Source organism: Microcoleus sp. PH2017_09_SFU_O_A, from assembly GCF_020738625.1.
Taxonomy (GTDB): Bacteria; Cyanobacteriota; Cyanobacteriia; order Cyanobacteriales; family Microcoleaceae; genus Microcoleus.
Genome location: NZ_JAEQCF010000042.1, coordinates 15,989 through 40,060 on the forward strand (window position 1 = coordinate 15,989; position 24,072 = coordinate 40,060).

The following is a 24,072-nucleotide window of genomic DNA, read 5'->3' on the forward strand; positions in this document are numbered from 1 at the left end:
TTTTTTGAGGACTGAAGTCTTAACTACAAACCTGCTATAAAATAGGTTTGTAGTCAGGACTTCAGTCCTCTGTTTTTTGAGGACTAAAGTCCTCATTACAAACCTGCGCTAGAAAATTGGTTCGTAGTAAGGAATTCAGTCCTCTGTTTTTTGAGGACTGAAGTCCTCACTACAAACCTAATAATGGGTGAATTTACTGGACATCTAATCATTAGTCATTGGGAAATCATCAAACTAATGAGCCGCATTTTGCTCTCGCTCGATCGCTACCAACAACCCTTGCAGATCGCACACCTCAACACTGAGCATGAGGTGATGCTACTCGATTGGACTTCCGAACCAAACTCAGAATTTATTCTTCCAAAAATAGCTTTTGACTTGTGCATTCTCGACGAGGCAAACTTCGATCGTATCGGGCACATGGTTGAAACATTAAAAACTGCGGTGGAGCCTAGTTTTTTACCGTTTTTGCTATTGATAAATTCCCAAACGCCGACTCTTTCCGAGCAGCAGTTTTTGCTGAGTTCCAAACAACTCGAAGGCAGAATTGATGATTTGATAGTAAGTCCCATAGATGCCAGCCAACTGCACTTGCGCGTAGAAAATTTGTTAGCTCGCAGGCAGCTATCGTTAGAACTCCACAGACTTCAACAAGTAATTAAAGAACGCACTTTTACAGAAAGTTTGTTGATCGACTCGCTGCAAACGGCAAACGAAAATTTGCAACGGGAAATCGCCAAGCGGGGAGAGGTAGAAGCTGCACTCCAAGAAAACTCCTATCTCGAATCGCTGATGAATGCCATGCCAGATATTGTCTGCTTTAAAGATGGCGAGGGCAGGTGGCAGGAGGCAAATCAAGCAATATTGGAATTGTTTGAGCTATCAGCAGATAACTACCGGAGCCTCACAGATACTCAGTTAGGAAAACTCAGCAGTTTTTACGGGGAGGCTCTACAGGCTTGCGAGGTGAGCGATCGAGCAGCGTGGGAAAAAGGTACTCTTTGTAGGGGAGAAGAAGTGGTTCCCCGATCGAACGGTACTGTAAAAATCTACGATGTAATTAAAGTACCCGTATTTCATGCCGACGGCAGACGTAAAAGTATCGTGATACTGGGCCGCGACATTACTGAATACAAGCAAGCTAGAGATGAACTCGTGCGCTTGGCGTCGATTGTCGAGTCTTCCGACGACGGCATCGTGGGCAAAACCCTCGCCGGGACAATTCAGAGCTGGAATGCAGGAGCCGAGAAGATTTACGGCTACTGCGCGCAGGAAGTCAAGGGACAGTCGATCGAGATTTTAGCAATTCCCGAACGCCCCAAGGAAATCCCCCAAATTCTGGAAAATATTCGGGCTGGAACTACGATCGACCATTACGAAACCGTACACTTGCGTAAAGACGGCGAACAGATAGATGTGTCTCTGACGATTTCTCCGATTAAAGACGCCACAGGAGCAGTAACGGGCATTTCAACTATCGCTCGCGACATCACCGATAGCAAGCGAGTTCAAAAAGCTCTCGAACAACTCCGCCACCAAACAGAAATGATTTTGTTCTCCGCAGCAGAAGGAATTTGCGGGTTGGACAAACAGGGAAAAGTAACTTTTGTCAATCCGGCGGCGGTGAGAATGGCTGGTTGCGAATCGAAGCAATGGATCGATCGACCTTTGTCTGAAAGCTTACACCGTTCGCAGGCAGAATGCTCGAAGGCGATCCTCTTCGAGGGCTGCGCTAACGAGCAAATGTCACCTGCAACAGATATCAATTCCGGCTCTCAACTTGCCCCCGAGGGCGCCACACCAACCACGGGAAAACTCTCGAACCCAGTATGTTCTCAAATTTTAGACACCTTGAGAGACGGAGAGGTTCGGCGTGTCACGGATGAGGTTTTTTGTCGGCAAGACGGCAGCAGTTTTCCAGTTGAGTACGTTGTCGCTCCGATGCGAGAACAAGGCGAAATTATTGGCGCTGTGGTGACTTTTAAAGATATCACCGATCAGCTTGCGGTCGAGCACATGAAAGATGAATTCATATCTGTTATCAGCCACGAACTGCGGACGCCCATGACTTCGATTCACGGGGCACTCGGTCTCCTCAACAGCGGCCTGCTTGAGGCTCACCCCCAGAAAGCCAAGCGGATGCTGGAGATTGCGATAGCTAATACTGACCGGTTAGTGCGCTTGATCAACGACATCCTGGATTTAGAGCGCATGGATTCTAATTACAGCACTGCCATCAAACAAACTTGCAATGTCGCGGATCTGATGTTGCAGGCGGCTGACGAGATGCAGGGAATGGCCCAGCAGGCAGGAGTTACTCTGTCTGTGAGACCTGTGAGGGCGCAATTGCTCGCTGTTCCCGATCGGCTAATTCAGGCATTGACAAATTTGCTCAGCAATGCTATAAAATTTTCGCCCGCAGGTGCTACGATTTGGCTGAGCGGTGAGTCGATCGAGCATCCGGATTTGGCAGAAAAAGCTGAGTTGAAGTCAGTGTCGTCTCCTTGTTTGTTGTCTCCCGAGACTGCCACCAATCCGCACTTACCCGTGAGTTCGGAAATCCTGATTGCGGTTAAAGACCAAGGACGCGGCATTCCGGCGGACAAGCTAGAGATGGTCTTTGAGCGCTTTCAACAGGTTGATGCTTCTGATTGTCGCCAAAAGGGAGGTACTGGTTTAGGGCTGGCTATTTGTCGCAGTATCGTGCAGCAGCACGGGGGCCGGATTTGGGTGGAGAGCATTTTGGGGGAGGGCAGCACTTTTTTCTTACGTCTGCCAGTTATGGGGGAGGGAGAAGGTTAACGAAAGGCACTTATGTATTCGGCAGATGATATTCCCCATTAGGTAGATTGCATTCGCCATTACTCATGAAAAAATATTAATGCAAAAATTTTCATACCATCCTGGATGCAGAAACCAGGCTTTTTTACCAAAAGACTGGGTTGCAGGCAGCAGAAACGCTAAAAAACCAGCTTTCGAGGCGTCTGAAGTGCGTCCGGGCCAGTCATTTTTGGCAAAGACGGATTATACAGGCAGGGACGGGCAAAATCGCGATTGTCGATCGAACAGCGGATTTTTGGGGACTCCGTTGTATAGCAACGGCCAAGGCGGTTAGGACGTTCTTAATTGCTGAAACCCTTGCGCTAGATAGCTTCTATCGCGAGGAAGAAGGAAAGATTTCCTTCTTCCTTCCATCCGTTACATCCCGTACATTGCTCGTTGCCGAACTTCATTCTTCTGTACAGTTTTGCAGCTTTACTGTAAAGTCCGATCGGTAAAAAAGTTTGCTTTACAAAACATTCACATTTCGCCTCTAGTCTGTGATCAGTTCTGATTCTTAAAAAAGATGTTAATTTTGACTGCCAAACGCATCTTGGTTATTGACGATGCCGAAGATATTCGGGAAGTGGCTCAAGTCAGTCTTGAGGTGGTGGGGGGCTGGGAAGTCCTGACCGCAAGTTCTGGTCGCGAGGGTATGGCTAAGGCTCTTGCCGAACAGCCTGATGCTATTCTCCTCGACGTGATGATGCCCGACCAAGACGGGCCTACTACTTTTAAACAGTTACAAGCTAATCATGCTACCCAGCACATTCCGGTAATTTTATTGACGGCTAAGGCTCTCGCTAGCGACAGGCGGATGTTCGCAGATTTGGGGGTAGTGAGTGTGATTGCTAAGCCTTTTGAACCGATGGCTTTGGCTGCTCAGGTGGCTGAAGCTCTGGGCTGGCAGGAAGCATAGGTCGATTGTGCGCCTTAAAATCTGTGAAATCTCTAACCAAAAAAACAAATTATTTCTGCTCGGTTTTTATGCTGAATATAATCGGGCAGAATTATATTTTTTTTTGTAACAACTTACTTATCTTCATAAGTTCTTCAGGTTTAAGTTTTAATTTAAGCACATCGTCAGGAATCGATCCTGACTGTTTGCCAAAACCTTGGGAGAAGACGACTATGCCCTCAGCTTACATTTTGCTACTGATAGTTTCTCTGGCAGCCGTCTGGATTTACTGGCAAACCTCTCAAGATATTTTTGTTCTTGTGGCTTTGGCCGGACTGGGTTGTTTTATTTGGGGTTTCTCTTGGGCTCCTTGGGGCGTTCAGGTTCTAATTGTGGTGTTGCTGTTGGGCATCCAAAAGTGCTACTTGTCAGACGCTCAAAGTTTGGAGTGAAAAGAGCTTTTTTATTGTTGTGCCTGGAGTAGAGATACAGCGGCATTCCTCAATCTCTGTAATCAATTGGTTTATCGATCCATATCTTAAAGAAGGTTTAAAATATCATGAATAGTTGCCCTTGTTGCTCCTCTCAATTGTTACGCCACGCTCGCCACAATCGCGTTTATTGGTTCTGCTCGCGCTGCTGGCAGGAAATGCCGGATCTGTCGGAGATGATTTTAGGTAAAAGCCTGCGGACTCACAAACAGGAAGGTTTGGTTAAGCTTCCGGCTTTGACTCCTAAAGCGAGAATTTTGGATTCAGTAGGAATTGCTTAGGAAAGATCGAGTTTGACTGACGATAAATATTGAGACGAAAAAGTTTTTTGATTGTGCCATCGGTTTGAATTTTTAATAAAAAATGCAAAAGTCCCTTCACTGTGAGTGAAGGGACTTATTTGCGTGCGGGCGATCGCACTTGTAAGGGGGTCGATCGCCCCCACAAATTACAGCTCTTGTATGGAGTTAAGCTGATTACATCAAACCGATTTGAGAGAGAATGCCTTGACCGGTGAGGAATTCGGTAGCTAAGCCGATCGCAAAGCCTAGCATTGCCAAACGACCGTTCCAGGTTTCAGCGAACTCGGTGAAGCCTACTTTTGCGTCTTTGTTTTCCATGACCATAAACCTCGTTGTATTTCAACCTTATGTAACTAAACTTAACATAGCGAAAGAAACATTGCAACATATTTTTACATTTATTTTTCAAATGCTGCTTGTCAGCAGGATGAATCGACGTGTAGAGGGGCTTGTGGGCGATCGCACGGGGGTGAGAAACCGGGTTTCTCCCGATATGTTCTGTGAGTAGTCGCCAAATCTCGTAGAAACGGGGTTTCACTCTTGTCGCAAGCGCGTAACTTGCGATCGGTGTCAGGTTCACGAAAATATTGCTCAGAGGTCTAAGAATGTCAGAAAAATAATTTTTACTAAATACTTGACATCAAAAATTCAAAAAGCTAGATTAAAGGCAGAGCTAAAACTAAATATCGCATTCAAAATTAAGGAATGTTGATTGAGTCGTCTTAGCTGCACGGTTGATAGAACTGTAGCAAGTTTCTAGAATCCCGTTGAGCGGAAATTAAGTCTAATGTCGTTTTAACAAGTTAATAAGTAGTTGTGCAGAATTAATTACACGGCATTTCGCCTGAAACCATTACAAGCGTAAAGAGTCTTTATGTAATTAATTTTCCCCGGTTACTTACAATTTTGACATAAATCGAAACATTATAGAGTTAGATTTCCCTTCAACGGGCTGCTACTAAGCTCGTTACAGTTCTATCAACCCTGTAGCTAAGACGCTAATCAAATCCCTACAAAATCAAAGTGTTTTATGGTAACAGATTGTCTTGTGCCGAGATGTTCATTTTTGAGCAAATCCACAGACAAAACTCCATTAATGCTAGATGCGCGATATGTCGAGGCTGTCCAGCCCACCAAATTTTAGGAATTACTCAAATGGACACTCATCGAACCTCAAATGGATTAATCTACCAACAGCAAGCTTTAGTTTCCATTTATTGGGATTATCAAAACATCCCAACCTTAAAAATATCCCCAGATTTATTGCTCTTGGCTAATAAATTTGGATATGTAGTTAACCGCAAAGTTTACGATAATTGGCAACAACAAAATAAGGCAGCACAAGTAAATTTGCGCTCTCAAAATTTTGAATGTTTTCATGTATCCCAAAACATTAAAAATGCTGTAGACTTTCATTTGTCAGCAGACTGCTTTAGTGAGGCTTCAAGTAGCCTATACCCACACACATTTATTATTGTCTCTGGAGACGGCTACGGTGAGATTTTGATTCAGAAGCTGCATGAAAAGGGGAAGAAGGTAATAATTGTTGCCCGCAAAGGTAATGATAGTCACAATCTCAAAAAGCTTGCAGATAGATTTTACTTGATCGATGAATTGCCAAAGTCGATCGAGACTTACAAAGTCACAGCATAAACAACCTCGACATTTACCCCGCCGCAGATAGCAAAAATCTAGTTTATTTGATAAACTAAATTCTCCAAACCAACCGCCATCTGCGGCTCTTTCATGTCCGCCAACATAACAACAAGAAACTCCAAAATCAATAACAATTATCAAACTCCCATGCCATCAACTAATCAAACACAAGAACTCCAAATAACGATTCCCCAATTCAACAATGAAAAACTGCTGCGCCAAGCACTAACCCACCGTTCCTACGTCAACGAAAACCCCACATTCCGCGAAGCAGACAACGAACGCTTAGAATTTCTCGGCGATGCTTTGCTGACATTTCTCAGCGGCGAATATCTCTATCAGCGTCACCCAGAAATGGGAGAAGATCAAATGACTCGCCGACGTTCTGCATTGGTAGATGAAAAACAATTAGCCAGATTTGCTACTGAAATCAGTTTAGACTTAAAAATGCGGCTCGGCAAAGGAGCTTATCGAGAAGGTGGAATTACTAATCCAAATTTGCTCAGCAGCACCTTTGAAGCATTCATTGGCGCTTACTATCTCGACACCGAAAATATGGACAAAGTTCGTGAGTTTGTATGGCAAATGTTTGATTCTGTTCCCGACAATGTGGTGGAAACGCGATCGACTGTAGACTCGAAAAACCGCTTTCAAGAATGGGTACAAGCCAACGGTGACACGACTCCGCCCAAATACGTGACAGTCCAAGCAGGAGGAACGCCCCATCAGCCCGAATTTCTCGCTAAAGTTTATGTTGGAGACAAATCCTATGGAGAAGGTAAAGGTAAAAGCAAGAAAGATGCTGAGAAAAATGCGGCTGAAGATGCGCTAGCAAAGCTGAAAAAACGCGGACTGATCTAAACGTGAAAACACCGATAAAAACTACTATAGCCTTTCTCAGAAAGATGAGGTACTCATGGGCATGGGGCATCGGCCAAACAGGGCATCGGGGATACCTAACCACGATTAAGAACCGCTATAGTTTGTTTTCCAGATGACACAATAGACGCGCGCCTCAGTGGCTCTGGGGATACATCAACTCGCCCAATCAAAGAGATATAAAAACCCGAAATGCTGCCTAAAGCCACTCTTTCTTTCTCAAAGTAGAAGCTCTTTTGGCTATCCTAATTAAATCTGTAGGCGACGTATTTTTATCGACAGTGATGCGAGAGATGCGGTAGTTATTTTCCAGTCGGTTTACTCTAAATAAATGGTCATTGTACAAAAAGCCACTTAAATGATATTTAGGCAAAATATCTTCCACTTCCGAGTCTGATGCGCCGTAGGGATAGGCGATGTGAGCGCCGATAACTTTATTTTTGTCTAAATCCCCCAGACATTTTCTCAACTCTAACTTAGATTTTGCAATTTCAAATTCTAATTCTTTTCCGCTCACCTTAGTTAAGTCTTTGTGAGTAAAACCGTGTGACTGAATGTCATAAAAACCTTTTTGATATCCATCTCTTAAATCGTTGCAAGTAGTGTGTGCTAAAAAATCTTTGCCCATATCAATACCTAAAAAGTGAGGGTTGACAAATAACACAAATTTACCCTTTTCTTTGTTGGTTACAGACAACTTTTCTAATATTGGAAGTGCATTTTCATGAACGCCTTTGTAGCCGTCGTCAAAGGTTATCATGATTGGTTTTTGACCGAGATTTTTAGCGGGTATTGGCTGCGACTTGTCAATAAAGTATACGTACAAGTCTTGAGATGATAAAAACCAATAGTTTTCTTTAATTAGATATTCTAAAAATACTGACAAGTCTTGTTTGGTGTAGTTAGTGGGAAAAGCGAGCCTCCGAGGTGGTAAGTCGGCGGGATTGCGAGTGTCTACAATGTTGTGAAAACCGATTATAGGGATTCTGGTGAAGTTAGATTCTACTGTCCAGCCAGAAATACCTATACTGATGGCAAATATCACCAATAAGTAAATCAGTTTGACTTTGTGTAGCAGTCTAAAAAGAAAATTTTCCAGGAATTTTATGTTTTCTAACAATTGCTCGAAGCTCATACTTTCTTTACCAAGTTGTGTGCTTTTTACCTCTACCATTAATAGAGGCAAATTCAGCTAACTTGACATTTTTTTTGGTATTTCTTTGGAATCTAGGTAGAGTGTGGATGCCGTAAGCCGATCGCCCAAAATGCTTCCGAGAACCCAAAATGCGTTATAATCGGGGCTGGCGCGAGTGTTACGGCTGTCGATCGAGGGTTGCAATGGCAGAAATCCGTTGACCTCACCTGGATAGGGATGCAAGCCCTTGACAGGAGTCGTAAAGATTCCCCAAATTTAGACTTTGGTTGGATCTCCCAGATTCATCTATGGAGTCAATCTAAAATCTAAAATCTAAAATCTAAAATCGACTGACGAGTACCCGAGTGTCGATCGTACTTTTTGGAAATATCAGAGCAATTGATGTCTACTCACAACCCGACTACCCTAACTGTAGAAGCAGCACAGCAAATCCTCAAGGATTTTACTTGTCTGGATATGCAATCTGTAGCATCGCCACTGGAAAAACAGGCGCTGCGTGAAGCGATTTTGCTGGTAGCAAGTTTGTCGGATTACCAAATGCTTGGAGTTTGCGCGACTTCGACGGATGAGGGTTTTGCAGCTTTAGCAACTTATTTGAAGGCTTTGGGATATGATGCTGTTTTAGATCCAAGTGCTTTTGCTGCATTTAGTGGTTCGGTTTATATTAAGTTCAATACTTTGAAGGGTTCATATTATGTTGATGGCTATCCTGGAACTTATCGGGGCGTGTTAGTATCGTGCCAATTTTCCTCGGAAGATGGAGTTAGCGGGACTTACGGTCATTTACCTCTCGATTTATTTGTTGATTAATTGAGTAGAAGGAAGAAGGAAGAAGGAAGAAGGAAGAAGGAAGAATAGAAATTTAGATGATGTCATTGCGAGGCACGAAGCAATCGCAGGGTAAGAGAGATTGCTTCGTGCCTCGCAATGACACGTTTTCGAGTGCGTCAGCAAATATCCTACTCATTAAAGCGACAATAACGCCTGACGCACCCTACAAAGAAAGAGATTAACCTTTACCAATGATTAATTCGGTTTCCGGTTCCGGTGCGATTTCGTCTGGTGAGATGCCGAGAATTTCGCTGTACAAGTTGACATATTTTCTGGCAGAAATGTCCCAGCCAAAATCTTCTTTCATGCCGCGCTTTTGCAGTTCTTTCCACTTATCTTTGTAGCGGAAACCTTCCCATGTTCGGATCATGCAGGTGAATAAGTCGAGGGGTTCGTAGCGATCGAAACAGTAACCTGTGCCGGTATCATTAATCGGGTCGTTGTGAGATACGGTATCGACTAAACCGCCGGTGCGGCGCACCATTGGGACGCAACCGTAGCGGAGGGCGAGCATTTGGCTGATGCCGCAGGGCTCGAAACGGCTGGGCATCAGGAAGGTGTCGCAGCCTGCGTAAATGCGGCGGGAGAGGGCGTCGTTGTAGAGTAATTGGGTGGACATCCGGCCGGGATAGCGGGCGGTCATTTGCCAGAGTTGGGTTTCGTAGTAGCGATCGCCAGTTCCGAGTACAATAAACTGAGCGTCGGTATAGGCCATGAAGCGATCGAGCATTTGAATGATCAAATCCAGCCCCTTCTGTTCTACCAGCCGCGTCACCATGCCGATTAACAGGGCATTTTTATTGACTTCCAAACCGACTTCTTCTTGCAGCGCAATTTTGTTAACTGGGCGCTTGTCAATAGTATCAACACTGAATTGTTGGTGGAGGTACTTGTCAGTTTCTGGGTTGTAAGATTCTGTATCAATTCCGTTCAAAATACCTGATACTTTGCCGCCGAGGAAAGATAGCAAACCTTCCAAAGTTTCCCCATAGGCTGGGGTTTTGATTTGTTCGGCGTAGGTGGGCGAAACTGTATTTACGCGATCGGCAAACTGTACAGCCGCAGCCATTGTATTGTGACCTTGCATATACCAAGGGCACCAAGTCATCTGATCCAAACGCCAGCGCCACGGCCCTTGATAAGCTAAATTGTGAATAGTAAAAACTGTGCTGATATCGGGGTCTTGCTTCATCCAAACAGGTATCATCCCCGTATGCCAGTCGTGACAGTGCATAATTTGTGGTTTCCAGTGATTCCAGGCAAATTCAGCGGCAGCATTGGCAAAGAAAGTGAACCGCCAATCTTCATCGACGCCGCCGTAAACCCGGCGTGGTAAGAAAGATGGATGTTGCAATAAGTATAAAGGTACATCGGTTCCCGGCAAAAGAGTTTCAAAGACGGAGAAGCTTTGGAACATGGCCGCCCCATTCCAAACAGGTTTTTTGGGAACGTCCATTTTGTCGGGGACGAAGCCGTAGTAGGGCATGAAGATGCGGACATCGTGACCCATGCGGCGCAGAAATTTAGGCAAAGCGCCGACGACATCGCCCATACCGCCCACTTTGGCTAGGGGTGCTGCTTCGGCGGATACAAATAAAATTCGCATTATTTTTTTGTGTTCCTTGGGATAGTTAGGCTAGATCAAGTTTAAATGGCGAGGGACACAATGTTAACGTGCCGTCCAAAAAACAAGTATAAATCTCTATTGTCGATGGTTAAGCAATTTTTTTAGTGCTCGGTTCAAGCATTTAGTAGAGGCTGTGAAGGAAATCTCAAATTTCTTGTCTCAAATCTCTAGTCTCAAATCGACCTTAGAGGTAGGAAGTATGGAGTTTCTGGTAGATAAGATATGTTTTGATAATTCCGATACAAATACTGGGAATTGCTAATGGCGGACGTACTGATTGCGATCGCACGTATTGTACCTGACTATGTATGAATGGCGCTGGGGGCGATGGTGTAAATTATTGTTGCAAAACTTGCCAATATGCTTCAACAGTTGACAGTTGACAGTTTGAGAGCGACCTCTACCTAGAAGGAAGAGGATTGGGGTAATGAATAGTCTGATTTTAATTTCTCCCGCTCCGACGGGCGGGCTTTCAACCAATTCTTTCTGGTAAAAACAGAAGGCTTTTTCCTAAACACCTATAGAAGCTGAAGTTTGGGGAGGAAAAAGCTATGGGGTTTGTGTCAAATGATGCTGCGGGCGATCGGGCTGAGAAAGCGGGAGACAGTAATAGTAAATCTAAGTCCAGTCAGAAGGTGGAAACAGATATGCGATCGGGGCGAGAAAGTAGGGATAATCCGATTAATCTGGTTTTTGATAAAATCGAGGACATTCTGTCGGAAACTTGGGAAAAAACTGGGTTTGGAGAGGTGACTATTGAGAGTGAGAGGGAGAAGAAAAATTTGATTCGGGTAACTACTGTTAAGGGTTCGACTCATTATCGGTATTTTATTACTGATGAAGATGTTGAGGAGTGGAAGTCGAGAAGGTAAAGTGCGATCGGGCTATTACGCTAATCCGTCAGGTTAAACACGCTAACAGCTAGATTTTACGCGATATCTGTAGGGACGTGGCATTGCTGTTTCCTTACCGGGATCTGCTAAATAAATGGGGTTTTTCAACCGAGGGCGATCGCTAATAAAATTTTTGCATTGGGGTATTGATAAATAGAAGAGAATGATGTAAAATATCATTTTAGGGTTTTTCAACCCTAAAGTGCATCTAGGCTGTACGGCTGTGAGGGCTGACAGCATTAAAGTTTGAATCAACTGAATATAGGTGACATAAAACCTAGTCTGTGACGGATGTGAGTTTCGCGGGGCTGGGGAAATGGCAGCAGGCGATCCGTGCGATCGCATTTGTCACTTTTCCGGCTTGTTGTTTATTGGCAAATAATTAGTTTTTTGAGAGAAGTTAATAATCATGAGCAAATGGCAATCAATGACTGCTTTGACAGTAGGGGCGATCGCGATCGCCCTTAGCAGCGTATCTTTAAGCGCTAAACCCGCTCAAAGTCAACCGGCACCGGGACAGCGCGGTTTTTGGTGCGACAATTCAAGCGGTGTGCCGATTACGATGTATCAAAACGTACAGGGAAATCGAGAACCTTGGATTCGGTGGGTTTCTAATGATTTCTCCGGTGCTGGGTACGATCCTGCGACTCGTTGTCGCGAGGTGAGCAGTCGCCTGGAAACTTTCCGCAGTAACAAAGAGCTTAAGTTCATCACTGTAGGGCTAATGAACGGACAGCGAGTGGTTTGCACTGCCAGCCAAGTAAATGGCCGCTGCCAAGGATTGATATTTACACTGAAACCGAATCAAGATGCAGTGAAAACACTGAATAATCTCTTGGCTTGGCGGGAGGGACAAGCGGGTGCGCCTTCTCTGTCTGAAAGCAAAGACAGTATTCCGTTCATTGATGTCAGCGGCAGGTTGGGGGACGAGGGAAGTACGATCGCGCCCGTAGCTGCGCCAAAACCCGCATCAGGGCAACCGCGAGTAGCCCCCGCCCAACCGAGCACTGGTGCCGGATCGCGGGAGCTTTAAGGTGATGAATTTGCGAAGACTGGGACTGACGGGAGTTTGTGCGGTTGTGCTGAGTATTTTTCCAGCTAGTTGCAGCGTTATTGCCCAACCAGTTAGCGCAAATTCTCCCGTTACTGATGCTCAAAATGCTGGTGTTGAAAGGTTGGCAAAGCTAACGACGGTACGTATTTTAACGCCTGATGCTTCAGGTTCCGGGGCGATCGTCCAGCGGCAGGGTCAAGTTTACACGGTGCTGACAAATTGGCACGTTGTCGGTTTCAGCCAGCAGCATACCGCGATCGCCCCGGACGGTGAGCGTTATCGGCTGCTGGGTGCTCCGAGACAGTTGGGAAATGCGGATTTGGCGATCGTCCAATTTCGCAGTTCCAACACCTATCAAGTCGCCCAAATTAGCACTGATTTATTAAGAGTAGGAGAACCCGTATTTGCCGCCGGATTTCCGATGTATCGGGGCCGCAGTTTAACAACTACTTTCGAGCAAGGAATTCGGGCATTTAGATTTACCCAAGGTGCTGTATCGGTGCTGCCGCCAAAATCCCTCGCTCAAGGATATCGTTTGGGATACACAAATGATATTGCTGTAGGGATGAGCGGCGGGCCAATTTTTAACGATCGGGGGCTTTTAATTGGGATTAATGGTCGGATGAAGAACGGCGATCCAGATTTTGGAATTTATGCCTTTGAGGATGGAACTGAGCCATCGGGAGCAATGTTGGAACTCATGGTTAATTCTAGTTGGGGAATTCCGATTAGTACCTATTTGCGTTATGCGCGAGTTTCTTTGTAGGGGCGGTGCCCCCGTGCGCGCCCTTAAATTAGGGGCAACCACGGGGGGATTGCCCCTACAAAATCCCCGAAATTTGGGGCAACCACGGAGGGATTGCCCTACAAAATTTAGAACTTGTACGCCATTATTTGACATTTTGTTTCAGATTATCAAGGGAGTTATTTATGAATTTCGGAGTTTCTCGTTTTAATTATGTTCCGGCGATCGTAGCAGGAACCGCAACAGTTGCAGCAATTATGATTAGCCAGCCTGTCATGGCAAAAACTGCTAAAGAAGTCGCTCAAATAGCAGTTCCCACTACAGTACAGATCAACAATATCCTGAGTCCAGGAGATAGTGGTTCTGGAGTAATTATTACTAAGAAAGGTAAAACATACACGGTGCTAACGGCAAATCATGTCGTGAAAAATCCTAATACTGAATTTATGATTCGGACTTCTAAGGGGAAAGAGCATAAGGTGACGGATGTCAAGGGTTTGCGGAATAATGAGAGCGGGCCGGATTTAGCAGTTGTGGTATTTGAAAGTGACGAAGAATATTCCGTTGCACCGATTAGCAATTCCGATGAAGCAACGATTGGATCGGGGGTTTATATTTCGGGATATCCTTTACCTGCGGGTGTGGGGAGTCAAGAACGAGAATATCAGTTTACCAATGGGCAAGTTACTAATGTCCGGTCAAGTAACGATCAAGGATATACGATGCGTTATGCTGCGGTGACGCGGCGGGGAATGAGTGGCGGGCCTGTTTTTGATGTTAGTGGTCGAGTGATTGGTATTCACGGACAGGGAGATACTGACGGTCTTATAGCAGTTCAAAATGAGAGTGGACAAAATACGGGAGAGGCGAAAACGGGGTTTAATTCAGCGATTCCGATTAATACTTTTGTGGGGATGATGTCGCAGGTGGGGATAGATAAATCTGCTTTTAAAATTGATAATAAACCGCCAGCTAATGTGGATGCGGAAGAGGTAAAGCCTGGGGAGGCTCAGGGTTGGTTTGGAGATTTTGGTAAAAATATTGTTAAAGATGTGATTCAACGGGGTATTCGGAGGATTTTGCCGTTTTAGGGCGTGAGGGCGATCGCTTTTATTGAGGTGGCAAAATGAGGGATGAAATTGATAATAAAACATGAATAAAATTCGTAGGGGTGGGTTCGCCGATGAATTTTGTCACCCACAGATAATCTTGATAAACCCGCCCCCACCCAACGAATAAACCCGAATAACATCCCCCACACCGTTAAATTCAATTAATTCTTTAATTTTTGCGTGGGGTGGGGGCGGGTTGACGAATTTGTCGATGGGTGTCAAATATCTTGGCGAACCCGCCCCTACAAGATTGATCGGAATGCGGATGTTTAGTTAATTGTTTACGTGAGGTAAATTATGCGTCGTATTCGTCTTTTTGCTCTGGGTATTGTCAGTTTTATTGCTGTTTTAATGAGTGCTTTGCTGGCTCCTGGTACGTTTGTCAATCGGGCTTTATCGGCTGCACTTTGTACGGTTTTTAGTTTTAATTCTACTATTTGCACGGTGAATTTAGTTAATTCGTCCGATCGCGTGGTGGCGGCGACTCCGCCTGCTGTGGAAAGGAATATTGGGGATTGGTTGGTGCGAGATCCGGGAGAATTTGATGATGCACCGAGTGTGCGGCCTGGGAGTAATCCGCAGGCGCCACCGTTTCCTCAAGATCCGGGGCCGAATCAGCCATTGCGTCCTGATTTTGATAACCCAACGGGACAGACAACCGTCACCACACAAGTACCTAACTTAGAAGGTATATGGCTATATGCTGGAAGTTATCAACCAGATTTTTCAGGTTTGGTGGTTGGGAAGTTTATGAGGTTTTCAGTGGTTGAGGGAGCTTTGAAGATTGACAAATGTTCTTCTAATTGTAGATCTGAAATTCAATATCCGGTACTCAACAACAGTACGGTTCCTTTTGAGCAAATGCTTGAGGTAGATTTTGCAGATGACGATATGAAGATTAAGCTTTTTCCGAACAAAGATTTCACTCTTTTTTTGGGTAGTGCAGACAAGGTTGAAAAACAAAATTCTCAGGTGATTTACTTTTTTCTTTCAAAATTAAGTCAATCAAAGTATCCTGTAAGAAATAATAGACAGAGAAAAACTAGCAATAAAGAAGAAGTTTTTCTGCTTGCTAGTAACATTAATAAGAGTAAGCTAGAGATCGGGAAGAAACAAGAAGTTTTTCTGCTTGCTGGTGGTATACCTAATTATAAAGCGAAATGGGGTGCCAACCCAAATTTTGATAATTTTGCATCCGGTGCAGAAAGAGCAAATTCAACAGCTAATCAAGCTGAAGCAATGTTGCAAACAGGAAATGAGGTTGATTATTTCACTCGGGAAAATCCAGATACTCCCAAGTCTGGATTCGGTGGAAAAGGGCCAAATAATCCAAACAATAATCCATCACAAAACGGTAATCGAGGAGGGAACAATGGCTCAGGAGGGAACGGTAATCAAAGACGCAACAATAACTCGAATACGGGTACATCTAGAGAGGAGCAAGCAATTCAATTAGGTCAGGATCAGGCACCTCAACAGATAGATTTATTACAGGGAGGTGTCAAGAAAATAGGAGATTCAATGCAATCGATCCTGAATAATGTGGGGACACAAAAAAATACTATTGCTGGTGTGGCCGTTGGTGTTGGCGGAATTGCTGCTTTGGGATCAGGAAATGCCAACGCATCAGAGATGGGAAATCCCGTAGATGACGCGGCTCAAACTGCGGCATTATCTGCTGCATCAACTTATTCCAGGGAAAGAAATGGAGACTATTCTGGACTTGGGGAACAAGCCGCTAGAAATCGTTCTGAGGATACTGCTTCTGCTGCGGCTCGTGAAGCACTGGGCACGATAGAAGGTAAAGTCATTGGCAATGCCTCATCCTGGGGCGATCCACATCTCACAAGCTTTGACGGTCAAAAATACGATCACCACGCAATGGGTGAATTTGTCCTAACCCGATCGAAAGACAAACGATTCGAGGTACAAGTTCGTGAAGCTCCCTATGGATCGAGCTCATCCCTGGGAATAAATATCGCCGCCGCTATGCGAGTTGGCAACGATCGCGTCGCCATCTATTCCCAAGATTTCCCTGATAACAACACCCAAGATCCCTTGCGCGTTAACGGCAAAACCATCTCAGGGGAAAAACAAAACCTATCAGGTGGTGGGTTTGTTGCTCGCACAGGCAGTGGCAGCTACCTCGTGCAGTGGCCCAGTGGTGAACAAGTAACCGTGAAGATTTTTAACAAGCTTGTTGAAGTGACACCGGGCGTAACCGAAGGCGATCGCGGTCAACTTGAAGGTTTACTCGGCAACTTCAATGGCAACCTCTCAGACGACTTTATGACTCGTGATGGTCGCGTCATTGCAGAAAATAAAGAAGCGATGAACATTGCCCGCTCAGTATTAAGTAACTTTGATGTTAGCCGCTGGATTCCTATTCCACTCGACCCACTGACCGAAGCTTTTTTAGACTCCATTCATCGGCAATTTGGCGATAGTTGGCGGATTTCCCAAACAGAATCGCTGTTTGATTATCCCGCTGGCAAAAATACCGATAGCTTCACGAAAAAATCCTTTCCTAATGGTTTTGTAATCTTGCGGATGCTTGCCCCCCAAGCCGTACAACTTGCGGAAGAAACTTGTCGTAAAGCTGAAGTACCAAACGAACGCCTAGAAGGATGTTTATTTGATGTGGCGGCCAGTGGCGATGTCAGCCTTGCCAGTGTTGCTGCTAACATCCTTAAAAACGAAGTTAAGCAACGAGTTGAACAAGAAATTCGTAATCGCGTTCCGATTCCGATTCCTTTACCCTTCTAATTCGCGATCGCTCTTTTCATGCCCTTTCAAAAAAGAGCGATCGCCCCTAAAGATATTATGAGGCGATCGCTCTTTTGTGTGGAAGGGCGACCCCTTATAACCACCTATTAGTGAGATTGCTTAGGTGCAATTTCAAATCCTAGTTCAGATACATAAAAACAAACATCAAACTCTGCCAAAAAATTTAACCTTCCTAAAATGATGGGCATATTTCTTTGTCTAGTCCAAGCAAAAGCCAAGTTAACTGGTGCAAACCTGCTGACTGTCCCTGACAACAACAAAGCCCTAGCCTCGATATTTGCCAGATTTCCAGATAAAGAAATAACAAAGGTTTGTTCGTCCCAAACAGCCCCTAATTGTAAACCAATTTCATAAGGCAAAACATTCATGCTTGCCCCAGTATCCAGCAACCCCATCATTTCAATTGACTGGTTTCGATAGCTTAATATTATCGGTAAATAAGGCGCATAAGATACCTCGCCAAAGCGATTGAATTTAGAGGCAAAAGAGTATTTTTCACCATTTAGCATTTTGCAGTTGCTTTTGTTCCTCTAAAAACTGTGCCAATTGACGTGCTCCTTCATCGGAATTATGCAACATCTCAAAATAATTATCTTTAGACTCTAAGTTAGCCAAATCTTCTTCTTTTGCTAACTCAGAAACCAAAAATTCTATTACTCTTAATTTATCCACACGGGATAAATGACCAAGCAGAGGAAATAATTGTGCAATTGGCATAATTAAAATTTCCATTTATATTCATCTTATTCAGATTACCACCTGTTTTACGCTTTTGTCAAGCTCATCGCTTTTTTGGGGAAGTGCGATCGCCTTTCTGGAAAGAAGGGCGATCGCCCTTCTTTCCTCGTCGTTAATTTGCGGTAAAAAAAGAGCGATCGCCTTTCTGGATGCGAAGTGCGATCGCCTTTATTTATCTGGTCTTAAACACTGGCATAATGTTTAGCGATTAACTCTCTAACTAACGGTAATAACTCCAAAGGAATTTGGACAAACGCTTGATCTTTATTGTCAAACGCTGCTTCATCTTCTGCTACTGCTTCATCTTCTGACTGTCGATCGTAATGTTCGATCGTTTGGCGCACTCGTTTTTCATCCCAACTCAAGGGAAATTGATTTTGTGTTGCCATATTTACCTACCACGTTGTCGGCGTTTATAAGCACTCAAAGGTTTACCTGTTAACTCATACGCTGTTATAACAAAAGCGCTATATGACTCAGGTTCAGGAACGTAAACTATCTTAAGATAACGACCATCTATAGTTTGACCAATAGCTACCCGCGTACCTTCGCGCCCCAAACGATCCTCACCTGGCTTTCTCAGTATATCCTCAACTTCTACCTCATTAACTCCATGCTCATAGATATGAGGTAAATCAGTTTCAGGATCGATATAAAAGCGCAAATTCATACATTAATTATTTTTATTAAACAGATGAACCCCAATCAAATATAGCATAAAAATTGGCAATGTGATGTATAAGGAGCTATGAAAATGAAATTTCCCTTGTTTAAAAGAGTAGCATTACGAACCGATGTACCCAAGTACAAACTCTGTCGAGGAGATATTGCCACTATTGTTGAGCATCATCCCCACCCCGATGAGGATGGCTACAGTCTTGAAGTTTTTAATGCTTTAGGTGAAACTATAGCTGTAATTACTTTAGCTGAGTCGGAAATTGAACCGTTAATGTCTAATGAAGTTTTGCGTGTCAGAACTTTGACCGAGGCCGCATAATAAATATCCAATACTCATCGCTAGAAGGACGGCTTTTTTGTGTGTAAGGGCGATCGCTGTGAATGTATGGGAGGGAGGGCGATCGCTTTTTTGGGAGAAGGGCGATCGCTATGTATGATTAAAGTATTAGAGCTTTTAGTTGAAGAATATCAGGGAGACGGTACATCTCTCCCAAAACCTAAGACGATCGCAAAAAACCTACTATTTGCTTGAACCGTCGTTTGAGCCGATCGCCCTTTTCACATCTTTTCACAAAAAGTGCGATCGCCCGAATCACAGATTACCGACAACTAGCGACTATTCCTCATCAGGTTCACCCTCAAAAGTTTCTTCAAATCCAGCCAAGAAGTCATCCAATGCAACGGAGGCGATCGCCAAATTAATAGTATCAGCATCTTCCAACCCCCACGTATTCACCCCAACCACTTGACCGGCCATATTAATCAAGGGCCCGCCCGAATTTGCCGGATTAATCGCCGCATCCGTTTGCAACACCTTCACCTCGGCAATCTCATCCTCATCATCCTCGCCCACCTCATACTCTTCCGGTTCGCGAATTGCACTAATAATACCTTGAGTTACAGTTGCAGCAAACTGTCCCATAGGATTGCCCACAGCAATTACCCGATCGCCCACTTTGACATCAAAAGACAATTCTAGGGGAGGATATTCTTCGGGAGACTCCACTTGTTCCCCTGTTGCCGGATCGATGATAAAACCAGTAATCAACAGCAATGCTAAATCCTCTTCCGCATTACCTGTAAATACCACCTCTGCCATTCTCAACTTTCCGTCGTAAGTTTCCACTAAAACCTGTTCGACTTCATCTTCCTCGTAGAAGTAATCTTCATCGGCAATATCTTCGATAACGTGATAGTTAGTGACAATTACGTCAGGAGATACAAAAAAGCCGCTCCCGGAAGAAATTTCTTCTCCTGTATCCCAATCCATCACGTAAACTGAAACTACGGAAGGCAAGACTTGCTCGACGACATCGGAAAAGTTTCCTGTCTGAGTTTTAAACTCTTTCAATTGCTGCTGCAAAGCTTTCCGATCTGCCTGCATTTTGCGATAAAGTTGCTGAACTTTTGCCAATTCTAGCTTTAATTGAGTTTCCTGAGCGCTCATATTTTGCATTTCCCTGAAATAGGTTGTTGATTTATTGTCGATGTTTGATTGGAGATTTTGGATTGTATATTGACAATGATAGGGCTGATGCAAAGAAACCCAGTTGCTACGAAAAATCCTGGGCTTTACAGCAAGGTATCTATCCATAAACCGGGCTTCTCAACATCCTGCGGAGCATCCTAAATTAGTCAGATATTTGTGAATTTGGCAATTTTATTTAAAATCACCATCTAAAATCTACAATCAGACTGCTATTGTACCTGTCAAAACAAAAGCGAACCGCCAGTTATTTTTATTTTACCAAATGCGATAAATCGCGTCTCAAAGCCGTGAAAAACAGATGTCGATCGCATTTATGAACCGCGTTGAACTTCGACAAAGATTTCCTCTAAAATAACACTCGCTCCCTGGGCGCGCAGGCGGTGAGCGAGGTCTATTCCCAGCATTTCAGCAGTCTCGGCTGCGCCGGAAACAGTATCTTTGACGAATCGCTGGCCGTCGAGACTGGATACCATTCCAGTTAATGTTAATTGACCGTTTTCTATATTGGTATTGACGCCAATGGGTACTTGACAGCCGCCTTCTAATTCCCGCAGAAATGCGCGTTCAGCATGACATCTTTGGGCGGTTTCGGAGTGTTCGAGAGCTTTAATAACTTCCAGGATTTCTGGATCTCCGGCGCGGCATTCGATGCCCAAAGCACCTTGTCCGACGGCGTGGAGGGAGATTTCAGGATCGATAACTTGGTGGATGCGATCGCCCATTCCCAATCTTTCGAGTCCGGCAACTGCTAAAATAATCGCGTCGTAACCGCCATCATCTAATTTAGCGAGTCGAGTATTGAGATTGCCGCGAATATCTTTGAATACAAAATGAGGGAAATGGTGCCGCAGTTGAGCCAGCCTGCGGAGGGAAGAAGTGCCGATTACTGCACCTTCGGGGAGGGTGTCAAGTTGCTTGTCTTTGTGCTTGGAGTGAACTACCAGGGCGTCAGCGGGATTTTCCCGTTCGGTGACACATCCTAATATTAAACCTTCGGGTAAGTTGGTCGGTAAATCTTTGAGGGAATGCACGGCAAAGTCCGTTTCACGGTTCAGCATTCCCGTTTCTAATTCTTTGGTGAAAAGTCCTTTGTCGCCGATTTTAGCGAGGGCGACATCAAGAATTATGTCCCCTTGGGTGGACATGGTGTGGACTTCAAAAGTGTGTTGCGGGAAGCGTTTCTGTAATTCTGCTTGCACCCAGTGGGTTTGAACGAGGGCGAGTTGGCTTTTGCGGGAACCGATGCGGACGGTTCGGGAAGGGGCAGATGTGGTTGGGGACATAAGATCGATCGCAGGATAGCTTGAAATGAGCCAGTATATTCACCTGATCTAGCGTACCGCAGGTGGGGACTTTAATTGCTGGTTGGGACAATTCGGGCGATAAAATAGTAATACCAGATATTGATCGGCAGCAGCGAGCTTTAAGGGTGTTTCCAATTTTGCGTTGGCTTGGGTGGCTTGAGTCGATCGGCATTTCGAGCCAAAGGCAGCCGAGGATGTATGATTTTCCTAGAGTTAATGCGGATGAACGCGGTAGAAGCCGGCGGCAGAGTTAGCTCAAAGGTGGCGGGATTTGGAGAGAGAAATATAGACAGGAGGGGAAAAGGGCGATGTAATTGCGATCGAACTTCTGAACCGGGCTAATAGAGTACCATCAAAAGTTAATTTATCAAATTACTAAAGTCATAAAACCATGAAAAATGCTCTTGATGTAGCCCGTTACTTTTTATGTCGTGTCGATCGCGAAACAAATGTAGGTTATTAAGGTACGTTGTTGCGCTTTAGCGCTCTTCTCTTGTCTATAAGACAATACGGTTTACTTAAGACTGCCCTGGGGGTAAAACCCTATGAAAAATAGATACTGCGTTGGCGAAGCCTGCCCGTTGGCGAAGCCGCCCTGAAAGGGCTAGGGCTTATGCTTCGTTCCTCTCTTCCGACCATCTTAAGTAAACCGTATTGGTCTATAAGAAAGAGCGCTAAAGCGCAACAACGTACCTAATACAAAATCGAAAATAGTATTAACGTTGTCCTGCTTGAAGTGCAGAATTTACCATCGCAACAACATCTGACTGCCGTCCGTTTTTGAGACTTACTCGATACAACACCCCCAGCCTTTGCCACTCAACAGAAGCAATGCAGTAATTACCGCAACTATTGAAATAAGTTCCCTTCATTCCGCCTGCTAATTCAATACTTCTGTAAGTATCTCTCGGCAATTGCGAAGGAGGCGAAATCGGTTCATCTCTTTTCGCTTCAATTGTGCCGAAAGTACAGGCTCCCCCGCGACATCCTTTGCCGAAATACATTCCAACAATGTAGCCGTGGGAGCCAGCTTTGATATCAAAATCAAGTTGCTGAGTATCCGATAGAGGAAGCATACTCGGCAGAAAAACTGGTACTCGTGTTTTGCCTTTGATTTGCCCAAAAATGTTACTTACAGGAAAACGAGTTTTAGCTTGATTTGTACCTGACTTATTGGGGATTGGGGGAAACTTTTGGACATAATCTCTCCACTGTAAAACTCTATTTTTAGCAACGTTCAGAGTGGGAATTGAATATTTTACAACTGCAAGAGAAGGGCGGCCGTCTTTTTGATCGAAGTTGCGGCGAATGACTGTATTTTCGAGTTTGCCTAATCCGTAAGTTATGGCGGTGGAACGGGCTTTCTCGCAGCTAATTTTGAAGATTCCCATGTCAATGTTGCCATTTTCGGCTTGGTAAGACCAATTGTAACCTTCAGAAGTGCGATCGCGATCGCACAAAAAACGCGAAATCTCGAACATCTTGGCAAGATGAACGTCGTAGGGGCGCAGCTTGCGGCTGCTGGTAGATTGTGCAGTATTGCGATCGGGCACAATAAATTGGATGGATTGCCAGCCATCTTTGGAGGTATAATTAAACCAGCGAATTTCTGTCACAGACACTTCTGGACGTGCTAGCGCGGAGTTGGGCGTCAAAAGTGCGATCGGCAAAGCAGTCACCACACCAGCAAAAATCGCCCAAAATAGTCCTTTTCCCCTCATCCTGATTTCCCTGTAGACATCACAACCATTCTCTCTTGCTTCCCCAGCTTAACTGGTTTCAAGGCTCCCAAAATATATAATATTCTCTGTCATTGCGAGGAACGAAGCAATCGCCAGGACTAAAATTGCTTCGTTTCTCTACAAAATCGCAAATTATCTTAGCGTTTACCAGCTTGAATAGCAGAATTTGCAATCTTAATTAAATCTGCTTCACCTCCATTTCTAATGGCTAGAGTATACATAAAACCCTGAGTTTTCCACTCAAGATTAGCCGTACAGTAAGCCCCGCAACCGTCGTGAAAATTTCCTTTCACTCCGCCCGCAAGTTGAACAGTTTTTAATGTCTTAGTTACCCCTTCCATTTTAGTAGAAAACTCACCACCTTTTTGACCTCTAATTTCCCCAAAAGTGCAAGCGCCCGTACCTTTGCAATCTGCTGTAAACTCCATAGAAACAATATAGCTGTCGGGTTTACTTTGGGTTCGATAGTAAAGTTTCTGCGAAACAGGAACCAAGCTGGGGATAAAAATAGGTACTTGCGTTTTGCCTTTTAACTTTGGCAAAATTTCACTTACAGGCACGGCAGCATCAGCTTTAGCAACAGGCTTTGTTTCCGCCAGCATCTGCGGCAACTTGCCCGCACCGAAAACTTGCGATACAGGTACTAAAGCAGTCAATACGCACGCAGAAGTCGCCAAAAGTAATAATTTATTGTTCACTATTTTCGTCCTCAATGTCGAAACAGTCCAGTTTGGCACCCAAGCGTGTTCACTTAATTTACAACACAACTCCCAAATACAAAAGCCACAACAGGCATTCAGGAAAAAAGCAAGTTTAAATTTTCTTTACAAATGCACGGAAATATGCAATTTCCGATAAAATAGAGAAGGC

The 24,072-nt window shown here is 44.5% G+C and carries 28 protein-coding genes; 16 read left to right on the forward strand and 12 right to left on the reverse strand.

What is annotated here, in order from left to right:
• Positions 1 to 183 precede the first annotated feature (183 nt).
• From JGK16_RS16865 to JGK16_RS16885, 5 genes are all read left to right on the forward strand, one after another.
• On the forward strand, positions 184 to 2,802 hold the full coding sequence (locus JGK16_RS16865; protein WP_293177026.1) for a PAS domain S-box protein: 2,619 nt from the start codon (positions 184 to 186) through the stop codon (positions 2,800 to 2,802).
• 79 nt (positions 2,803 to 2,881) lie between these two features.
• Complete coding sequence (locus tag JGK16_RS16870) at positions 2,882 to 3,115, forward strand: hypothetical protein (RefSeq protein WP_293177024.1); 234 nt, start codon at positions 2,882 to 2,884, stop codon at positions 3,113 to 3,115.
• A 231-nt stretch (positions 3,116 to 3,346) separates the two neighbouring features.
• Positions 3,347 to 3,739: a response regulator gene (locus JGK16_RS16875; protein ID WP_293177022.1), complete on the forward strand. Its 393-nt coding sequence runs from the start codon at positions 3,347 to 3,349 to the stop codon at positions 3,737 to 3,739.
• 212 nt (positions 3,740 to 3,951) lie between these two features.
• Complete coding sequence (locus tag JGK16_RS16880) at positions 3,952 to 4,170, forward strand: hypothetical protein (RefSeq protein WP_293177020.1); 219 nt, start codon at positions 3,952 to 3,954, stop codon at positions 4,168 to 4,170.
• A 107-nt stretch (positions 4,171 to 4,277) separates the two neighbouring features.
• Positions 4,278 to 4,490, forward strand: coding sequence for a hypothetical protein (locus tag JGK16_RS16885; RefSeq protein ID WP_293177018.1), 213 nt, complete (start codon positions 4,278 to 4,280; stop codon positions 4,488 to 4,490).
• 195 nt (positions 4,491 to 4,685) lie between these two features.
• On the opposite strand, the gene JGK16_RS16890 is transcribed toward JGK16_RS16885, so the two are convergent.
• On the reverse strand, positions 4,686 to 4,829 hold the full coding sequence (locus JGK16_RS16890) for a chlorophyll a/b-binding protein (RefSeq protein WP_325314842.1): 144 nt from the start codon (positions 4,827 to 4,829) through the stop codon (positions 4,686 to 4,688).
• An 837-nt stretch (positions 4,830 to 5,666) separates the two neighbouring features.
• On the opposite strand from JGK16_RS16890, the gene JGK16_RS16895 reads away from it, so the two are divergent.
• Complete coding sequence (locus JGK16_RS16895; protein ID WP_293177016.1) at positions 5,667 to 6,164, forward strand: NYN domain-containing protein; 498 nt, start codon at positions 5,667 to 5,669, stop codon at positions 6,162 to 6,164.
• 150 nt (positions 6,165 to 6,314) lie between these two features.
• Positions 6,315 to 7,028, forward strand: coding sequence for a ribonuclease III (gene rnc, locus JGK16_RS16900; RefSeq protein ID WP_293177014.1), 714 nt, complete (start codon positions 6,315 to 6,317; stop codon positions 7,026 to 7,028).
• A gap of 217 nt (positions 7,029 to 7,245) precedes the next feature.
• Here the strand turns inward: rnc and JGK16_RS16905 are convergent, their stop codons facing one another.
• Complete coding sequence (locus JGK16_RS16905; protein WP_293146205.1) at positions 7,246 to 8,181, reverse strand: polysaccharide deacetylase family protein; 936 nt, start codon at positions 8,179 to 8,181, stop codon at positions 7,246 to 7,248.
• A 402-nt stretch (positions 8,182 to 8,583) separates the two neighbouring features.
• Here JGK16_RS16905 and JGK16_RS16910 point away from each other — a divergent pair, with 402 nt between their 5' ends.
• Positions 8,584 to 9,012 (forward strand): DUF1824 family protein, encoded by a 429-nt coding sequence (locus JGK16_RS16910; RefSeq protein WP_293177012.1) that lies wholly within the window; start codon positions 8,584 to 8,586, stop codon positions 9,010 to 9,012.
• Positions 9,013 to 9,211: 199 nt separating this feature from the next.
• On the opposite strand, the gene glgA is transcribed toward JGK16_RS16910, so the two are convergent.
• Positions 9,212 to 10,639 carry a glycogen synthase GlgA gene (gene glgA, locus JGK16_RS16915; protein WP_293177010.1) on the reverse strand — a complete coding sequence of 476 codons (1,428 nt, stop codon included), beginning with the start codon at positions 10,637 to 10,639 and terminating at the stop codon, positions 9,212 to 9,214.
• Between the two features lie 572 nt (positions 10,640 to 11,211).
• On the opposite strand from glgA, the gene JGK16_RS16920 reads away from it, so the two are divergent.
• On the forward strand, positions 11,212 to 11,532 hold the full coding sequence (locus JGK16_RS16920) for a hypothetical protein (RefSeq protein WP_293177008.1): 321 nt from the start codon (positions 11,212 to 11,214) through the stop codon (positions 11,530 to 11,532).
• A 42-nt stretch (positions 11,533 to 11,574) separates the two neighbouring features.
• Here JGK16_RS16920 and JGK16_RS16925 read toward each other — a convergent pair whose 3' ends face one another.
• Positions 11,575 to 11,898, reverse strand: a complete 324-nt coding sequence (locus tag JGK16_RS16925) for a hypothetical protein (protein WP_293177006.1) — start codon at positions 11,896 to 11,898, stop codon at positions 11,575 to 11,577.
• 64 nt (positions 11,899 to 11,962) lie between these two features.
• Here JGK16_RS16925 and JGK16_RS16930 point away from each other — a divergent pair, with 64 nt between their 5' ends.
• The 4 genes from JGK16_RS16930 to JGK16_RS16945 all read left to right on the forward strand — a co-directional run bounded on the left by JGK16_RS16930 (position 11,963) and on the right by JGK16_RS16945 (position 17,230).
• A complete protein-coding gene (locus JGK16_RS16930; RefSeq protein ID WP_293177004.1) occupies positions 11,963 to 12,586 on the forward strand; it encodes a COP23 domain-containing protein in 624 nt (207 codons plus the stop codon).
• A gap of 4 nt (positions 12,587 to 12,590) precedes the next feature.
• Complete coding sequence (locus JGK16_RS16935) at positions 12,591 to 13,373, forward strand: serine protease (RefSeq protein ID WP_293177002.1); 783 nt, start codon at positions 12,591 to 12,593, stop codon at positions 13,371 to 13,373.
• Between the two features lie 164 nt (positions 13,374 to 13,537).
• Complete coding sequence (locus tag JGK16_RS16940; RefSeq protein WP_293177000.1) at positions 13,538 to 14,443, forward strand: serine protease; 906 nt, start codon at positions 13,538 to 13,540, stop codon at positions 14,441 to 14,443.
• A gap of 516 nt (positions 14,444 to 14,959) precedes the next feature.
• Positions 14,960 to 17,230, forward strand: a complete 2,271-nt coding sequence (locus JGK16_RS16945; RefSeq protein ID WP_293176998.1) for a VWD domain-containing protein — start codon at positions 14,960 to 14,962, stop codon at positions 17,228 to 17,230.
• Positions 17,231 to 17,337: 107 nt separating this feature from the next.
• Here JGK16_RS16945 and JGK16_RS16950 read toward each other — a convergent pair whose 3' ends face one another.
• Both JGK16_RS16950 and JGK16_RS16955 read right to left on the reverse strand, forming a co-directional pair.
• Positions 17,338 to 17,760 (reverse strand): retroviral-like aspartic protease, encoded by a 423-nt coding sequence (locus JGK16_RS16950; RefSeq protein WP_293176996.1) that lies wholly within the window; start codon positions 17,758 to 17,760, stop codon positions 17,338 to 17,340.
• Positions 17,747 to 17,983 carry a hypothetical protein gene (locus JGK16_RS16955; protein ID WP_293176994.1) on the reverse strand — a complete coding sequence of 79 codons (237 nt, stop codon included), beginning with the start codon at positions 17,981 to 17,983 and terminating at the stop codon, positions 17,747 to 17,749. The genes JGK16_RS16950 and JGK16_RS16955 overlap by 14 nt, the downstream gene beginning before the upstream one ends.
• 40 nt (positions 17,984 to 18,023) lie before the next feature.
• On the opposite strand from JGK16_RS16955, the gene JGK16_RS16960 reads away from it, so the two are divergent.
• Positions 18,024 to 18,194, forward strand: a complete 171-nt coding sequence (locus JGK16_RS16960) for a hypothetical protein (RefSeq protein ID WP_293176992.1) — start codon at positions 18,024 to 18,026, stop codon at positions 18,192 to 18,194.
• Here JGK16_RS16960 and JGK16_RS16965 read toward each other — a convergent pair.
• Positions 18,172 to 18,378 (reverse strand): hypothetical protein, encoded by a 207-nt coding sequence (locus JGK16_RS16965; protein WP_293191443.1) that lies wholly within the window; start codon positions 18,376 to 18,378, stop codon positions 18,172 to 18,174. The genes JGK16_RS16960 and JGK16_RS16965 overlap by 23 nt on opposite strands.
• Positions 18,379 to 18,380: 2 nt before the next feature.
• Complete coding sequence (locus tag JGK16_RS16970) at positions 18,381 to 18,659, reverse strand: hypothetical protein (protein ID WP_293176988.1); 279 nt, start codon at positions 18,657 to 18,659, stop codon at positions 18,381 to 18,383.
• Between the two features lie 84 nt (positions 18,660 to 18,743).
• Here JGK16_RS16970 and JGK16_RS16975 point away from each other — a divergent pair, with 84 nt between their 5' ends.
• Positions 18,744 to 18,986: a DUF4926 domain-containing protein gene (locus JGK16_RS16975; protein WP_015176446.1), complete on the forward strand. Its 243-nt coding sequence runs from the start codon at positions 18,744 to 18,746 to the stop codon at positions 18,984 to 18,986.
• 39 nt (positions 18,987 to 19,025) lie between these two features.
• Positions 19,026 to 19,199 (forward strand): hypothetical protein, encoded by a 174-nt coding sequence (locus JGK16_RS16980; RefSeq protein WP_293176984.1) that lies wholly within the window; start codon positions 19,026 to 19,028, stop codon positions 19,197 to 19,199.
• A gap of 84 nt (positions 19,200 to 19,283) precedes the next feature.
• Here the strand turns inward: JGK16_RS16980 and JGK16_RS16985 are convergent, their stop codons facing one another.
• The 4 genes from JGK16_RS16985 to JGK16_RS17000 form a co-directional block, all read right to left on the reverse strand.
• Complete coding sequence (locus JGK16_RS16985; RefSeq protein WP_293176982.1) at positions 19,284 to 20,114, reverse strand: S1C family serine protease; 831 nt, start codon at positions 20,112 to 20,114, stop codon at positions 19,284 to 19,286.
• 353 nt (positions 20,115 to 20,467) lie between these two features.
• Positions 20,468 to 21,439: a hydroxymethylbilane synthase gene (gene hemC / locus JGK16_RS16990; protein WP_293176980.1), complete on the reverse strand. Its 972-nt coding sequence runs from the start codon at positions 21,437 to 21,439 to the stop codon at positions 20,468 to 20,470.
• A gap of 737 nt (positions 21,440 to 22,176) precedes the next feature.
• Positions 22,177 to 23,181, reverse strand: coding sequence for a hypothetical protein (locus tag JGK16_RS16995; RefSeq protein ID WP_293191440.1), 1,005 nt, complete (start codon positions 23,179 to 23,181; stop codon positions 22,177 to 22,179).
• A 158-nt stretch (positions 23,182 to 23,339) separates the two neighbouring features.
• Positions 23,340 to 23,900 (reverse strand): hypothetical protein, encoded by a 561-nt coding sequence (locus JGK16_RS17000; protein ID WP_293176975.1) that lies wholly within the window; start codon positions 23,898 to 23,900, stop codon positions 23,340 to 23,342.
• Between the last annotated feature and the right edge of the window lie 172 nt (positions 23,901 to 24,072).

What these genes read in the sequence shown, in the direction of transcription:
- JGK16_RS16975 (WP_015176446.1), top strand. Translation starts at nt 18,744, where the DNA reads ATGAAATTTCCCTTGTTTAAAAGAGTAGCATTACGAACCGATGTACCC.
- JGK16_RS16920 (WP_293177008.1), top strand. Translation starts at nt 11,212, where the DNA reads ATGGGGTTTGTGTCAAATGATGCTGCGGGCGATCGGGCTGAGAAAGCG.
- JGK16_RS16870 (WP_293177024.1), top strand. Translation starts at nt 2,882, where the DNA reads ATGCAAAAATTTTCATACCATCCTGGATGCAGAAACCAGGCTTTTTTA.
- JGK16_RS16965 (WP_293191443.1), bottom strand. Translation starts at nt 18,378, where the DNA reads ATGGCAACACAAAATCAATTTCCCTTGAGTTGGGATGAAAAACGAGTG.
- JGK16_RS16865 (WP_293177026.1), top strand. Translation starts at nt 184, where the DNA reads ATGGGTGAATTTACTGGACATCTAATCATTAGTCATTGGGAAATCATC.
- JGK16_RS16940 (WP_293177000.1), top strand. Translation starts at nt 13,538, where the DNA reads ATGAATTTCGGAGTTTCTCGTTTTAATTATGTTCCGGCGATCGTAGCA.
- JGK16_RS16895 (WP_293177016.1), top strand. Translation starts at nt 5,667, where the DNA reads ATGGACACTCATCGAACCTCAAATGGATTAATCTACCAACAGCAAGCT.
- JGK16_RS16970 (WP_293176988.1), bottom strand. Translation starts at nt 18,659, where the DNA reads ATGAATTTGCGCTTTTATATCGATCCTGAAACTGATTTACCTCATATC.
- JGK16_RS16955 (WP_293176994.1), bottom strand. Translation starts at nt 17,983, where the DNA reads ATGGAAATTTTAATTATGCCAATTGCACAATTATTTCCTCTGCTTGGT.
- JGK16_RS16985 (WP_293176982.1), bottom strand. Translation starts at nt 20,114, where the DNA reads ATGAGCGCTCAGGAAACTCAATTAAAGCTAGAATTGGCAAAAGTTCAG.
- JGK16_RS16925 (WP_293177006.1), bottom strand. Translation starts at nt 11,898, where the DNA reads ATGCGATCGCACGGATCGCCTGCTGCCATTTCCCCAGCCCCGCGAAAC.
- hemC (WP_293176980.1), bottom strand. Translation starts at nt 21,439, where the DNA reads ATGTCCCCAACCACATCTGCCCCTTCCCGAACCGTCCGCATCGGTTCC.
- JGK16_RS16890 (WP_325314842.1), bottom strand. Translation starts at nt 4,829, where the DNA reads ATGGAAAACAAAGACGCAAAAGTAGGCTTCACCGAGTTCGCTGAAACC.
- rnc (WP_293177014.1), top strand. Translation starts at nt 6,315, where the DNA reads ATGCCATCAACTAATCAAACACAAGAACTCCAAATAACGATTCCCCAA.
- JGK16_RS16905 (WP_293146205.1), bottom strand. Translation starts at nt 8,181, where the DNA reads ATGAGCTTCGAGCAATTGTTAGAAAACATAAAATTCCTGGAAAATTTT.
- JGK16_RS16950 (WP_293176996.1), bottom strand. Translation starts at nt 17,760, where the DNA reads ATGCTAAATGGTGAAAAATACTCTTTTGCCTCTAAATTCAATCGCTTT.
- JGK16_RS16875 (WP_293177022.1), top strand. Translation starts at nt 3,347, where the DNA reads ATGTTAATTTTGACTGCCAAACGCATCTTGGTTATTGACGATGCCGAA.
- JGK16_RS16995 (WP_293191440.1), bottom strand. Translation starts at nt 23,181, where the DNA reads ATGAGGGGAAAAGGACTATTTTGGGCGATTTTTGCTGGTGTGGTGACT.
- JGK16_RS16880 (WP_293177020.1), top strand. Translation starts at nt 3,952, where the DNA reads ATGCCCTCAGCTTACATTTTGCTACTGATAGTTTCTCTGGCAGCCGTC.
- JGK16_RS16935 (WP_293177002.1), top strand. Translation starts at nt 12,591, where the DNA reads ATGAATTTGCGAAGACTGGGACTGACGGGAGTTTGTGCGGTTGTGCTG.
- glgA (WP_293177010.1), bottom strand. Translation starts at nt 10,639, where the DNA reads ATGCGAATTTTATTTGTATCCGCCGAAGCAGCACCCCTAGCCAAAGTG.
- JGK16_RS16930 (WP_293177004.1), top strand. Translation starts at nt 11,963, where the DNA reads ATGAGCAAATGGCAATCAATGACTGCTTTGACAGTAGGGGCGATCGCG.
- JGK16_RS16885 (WP_293177018.1), top strand. Translation starts at nt 4,278, where the DNA reads ATGAATAGTTGCCCTTGTTGCTCCTCTCAATTGTTACGCCACGCTCGC.
- JGK16_RS16910 (WP_293177012.1), top strand. Translation starts at nt 8,584, where the DNA reads ATGTCTACTCACAACCCGACTACCCTAACTGTAGAAGCAGCACAGCAA.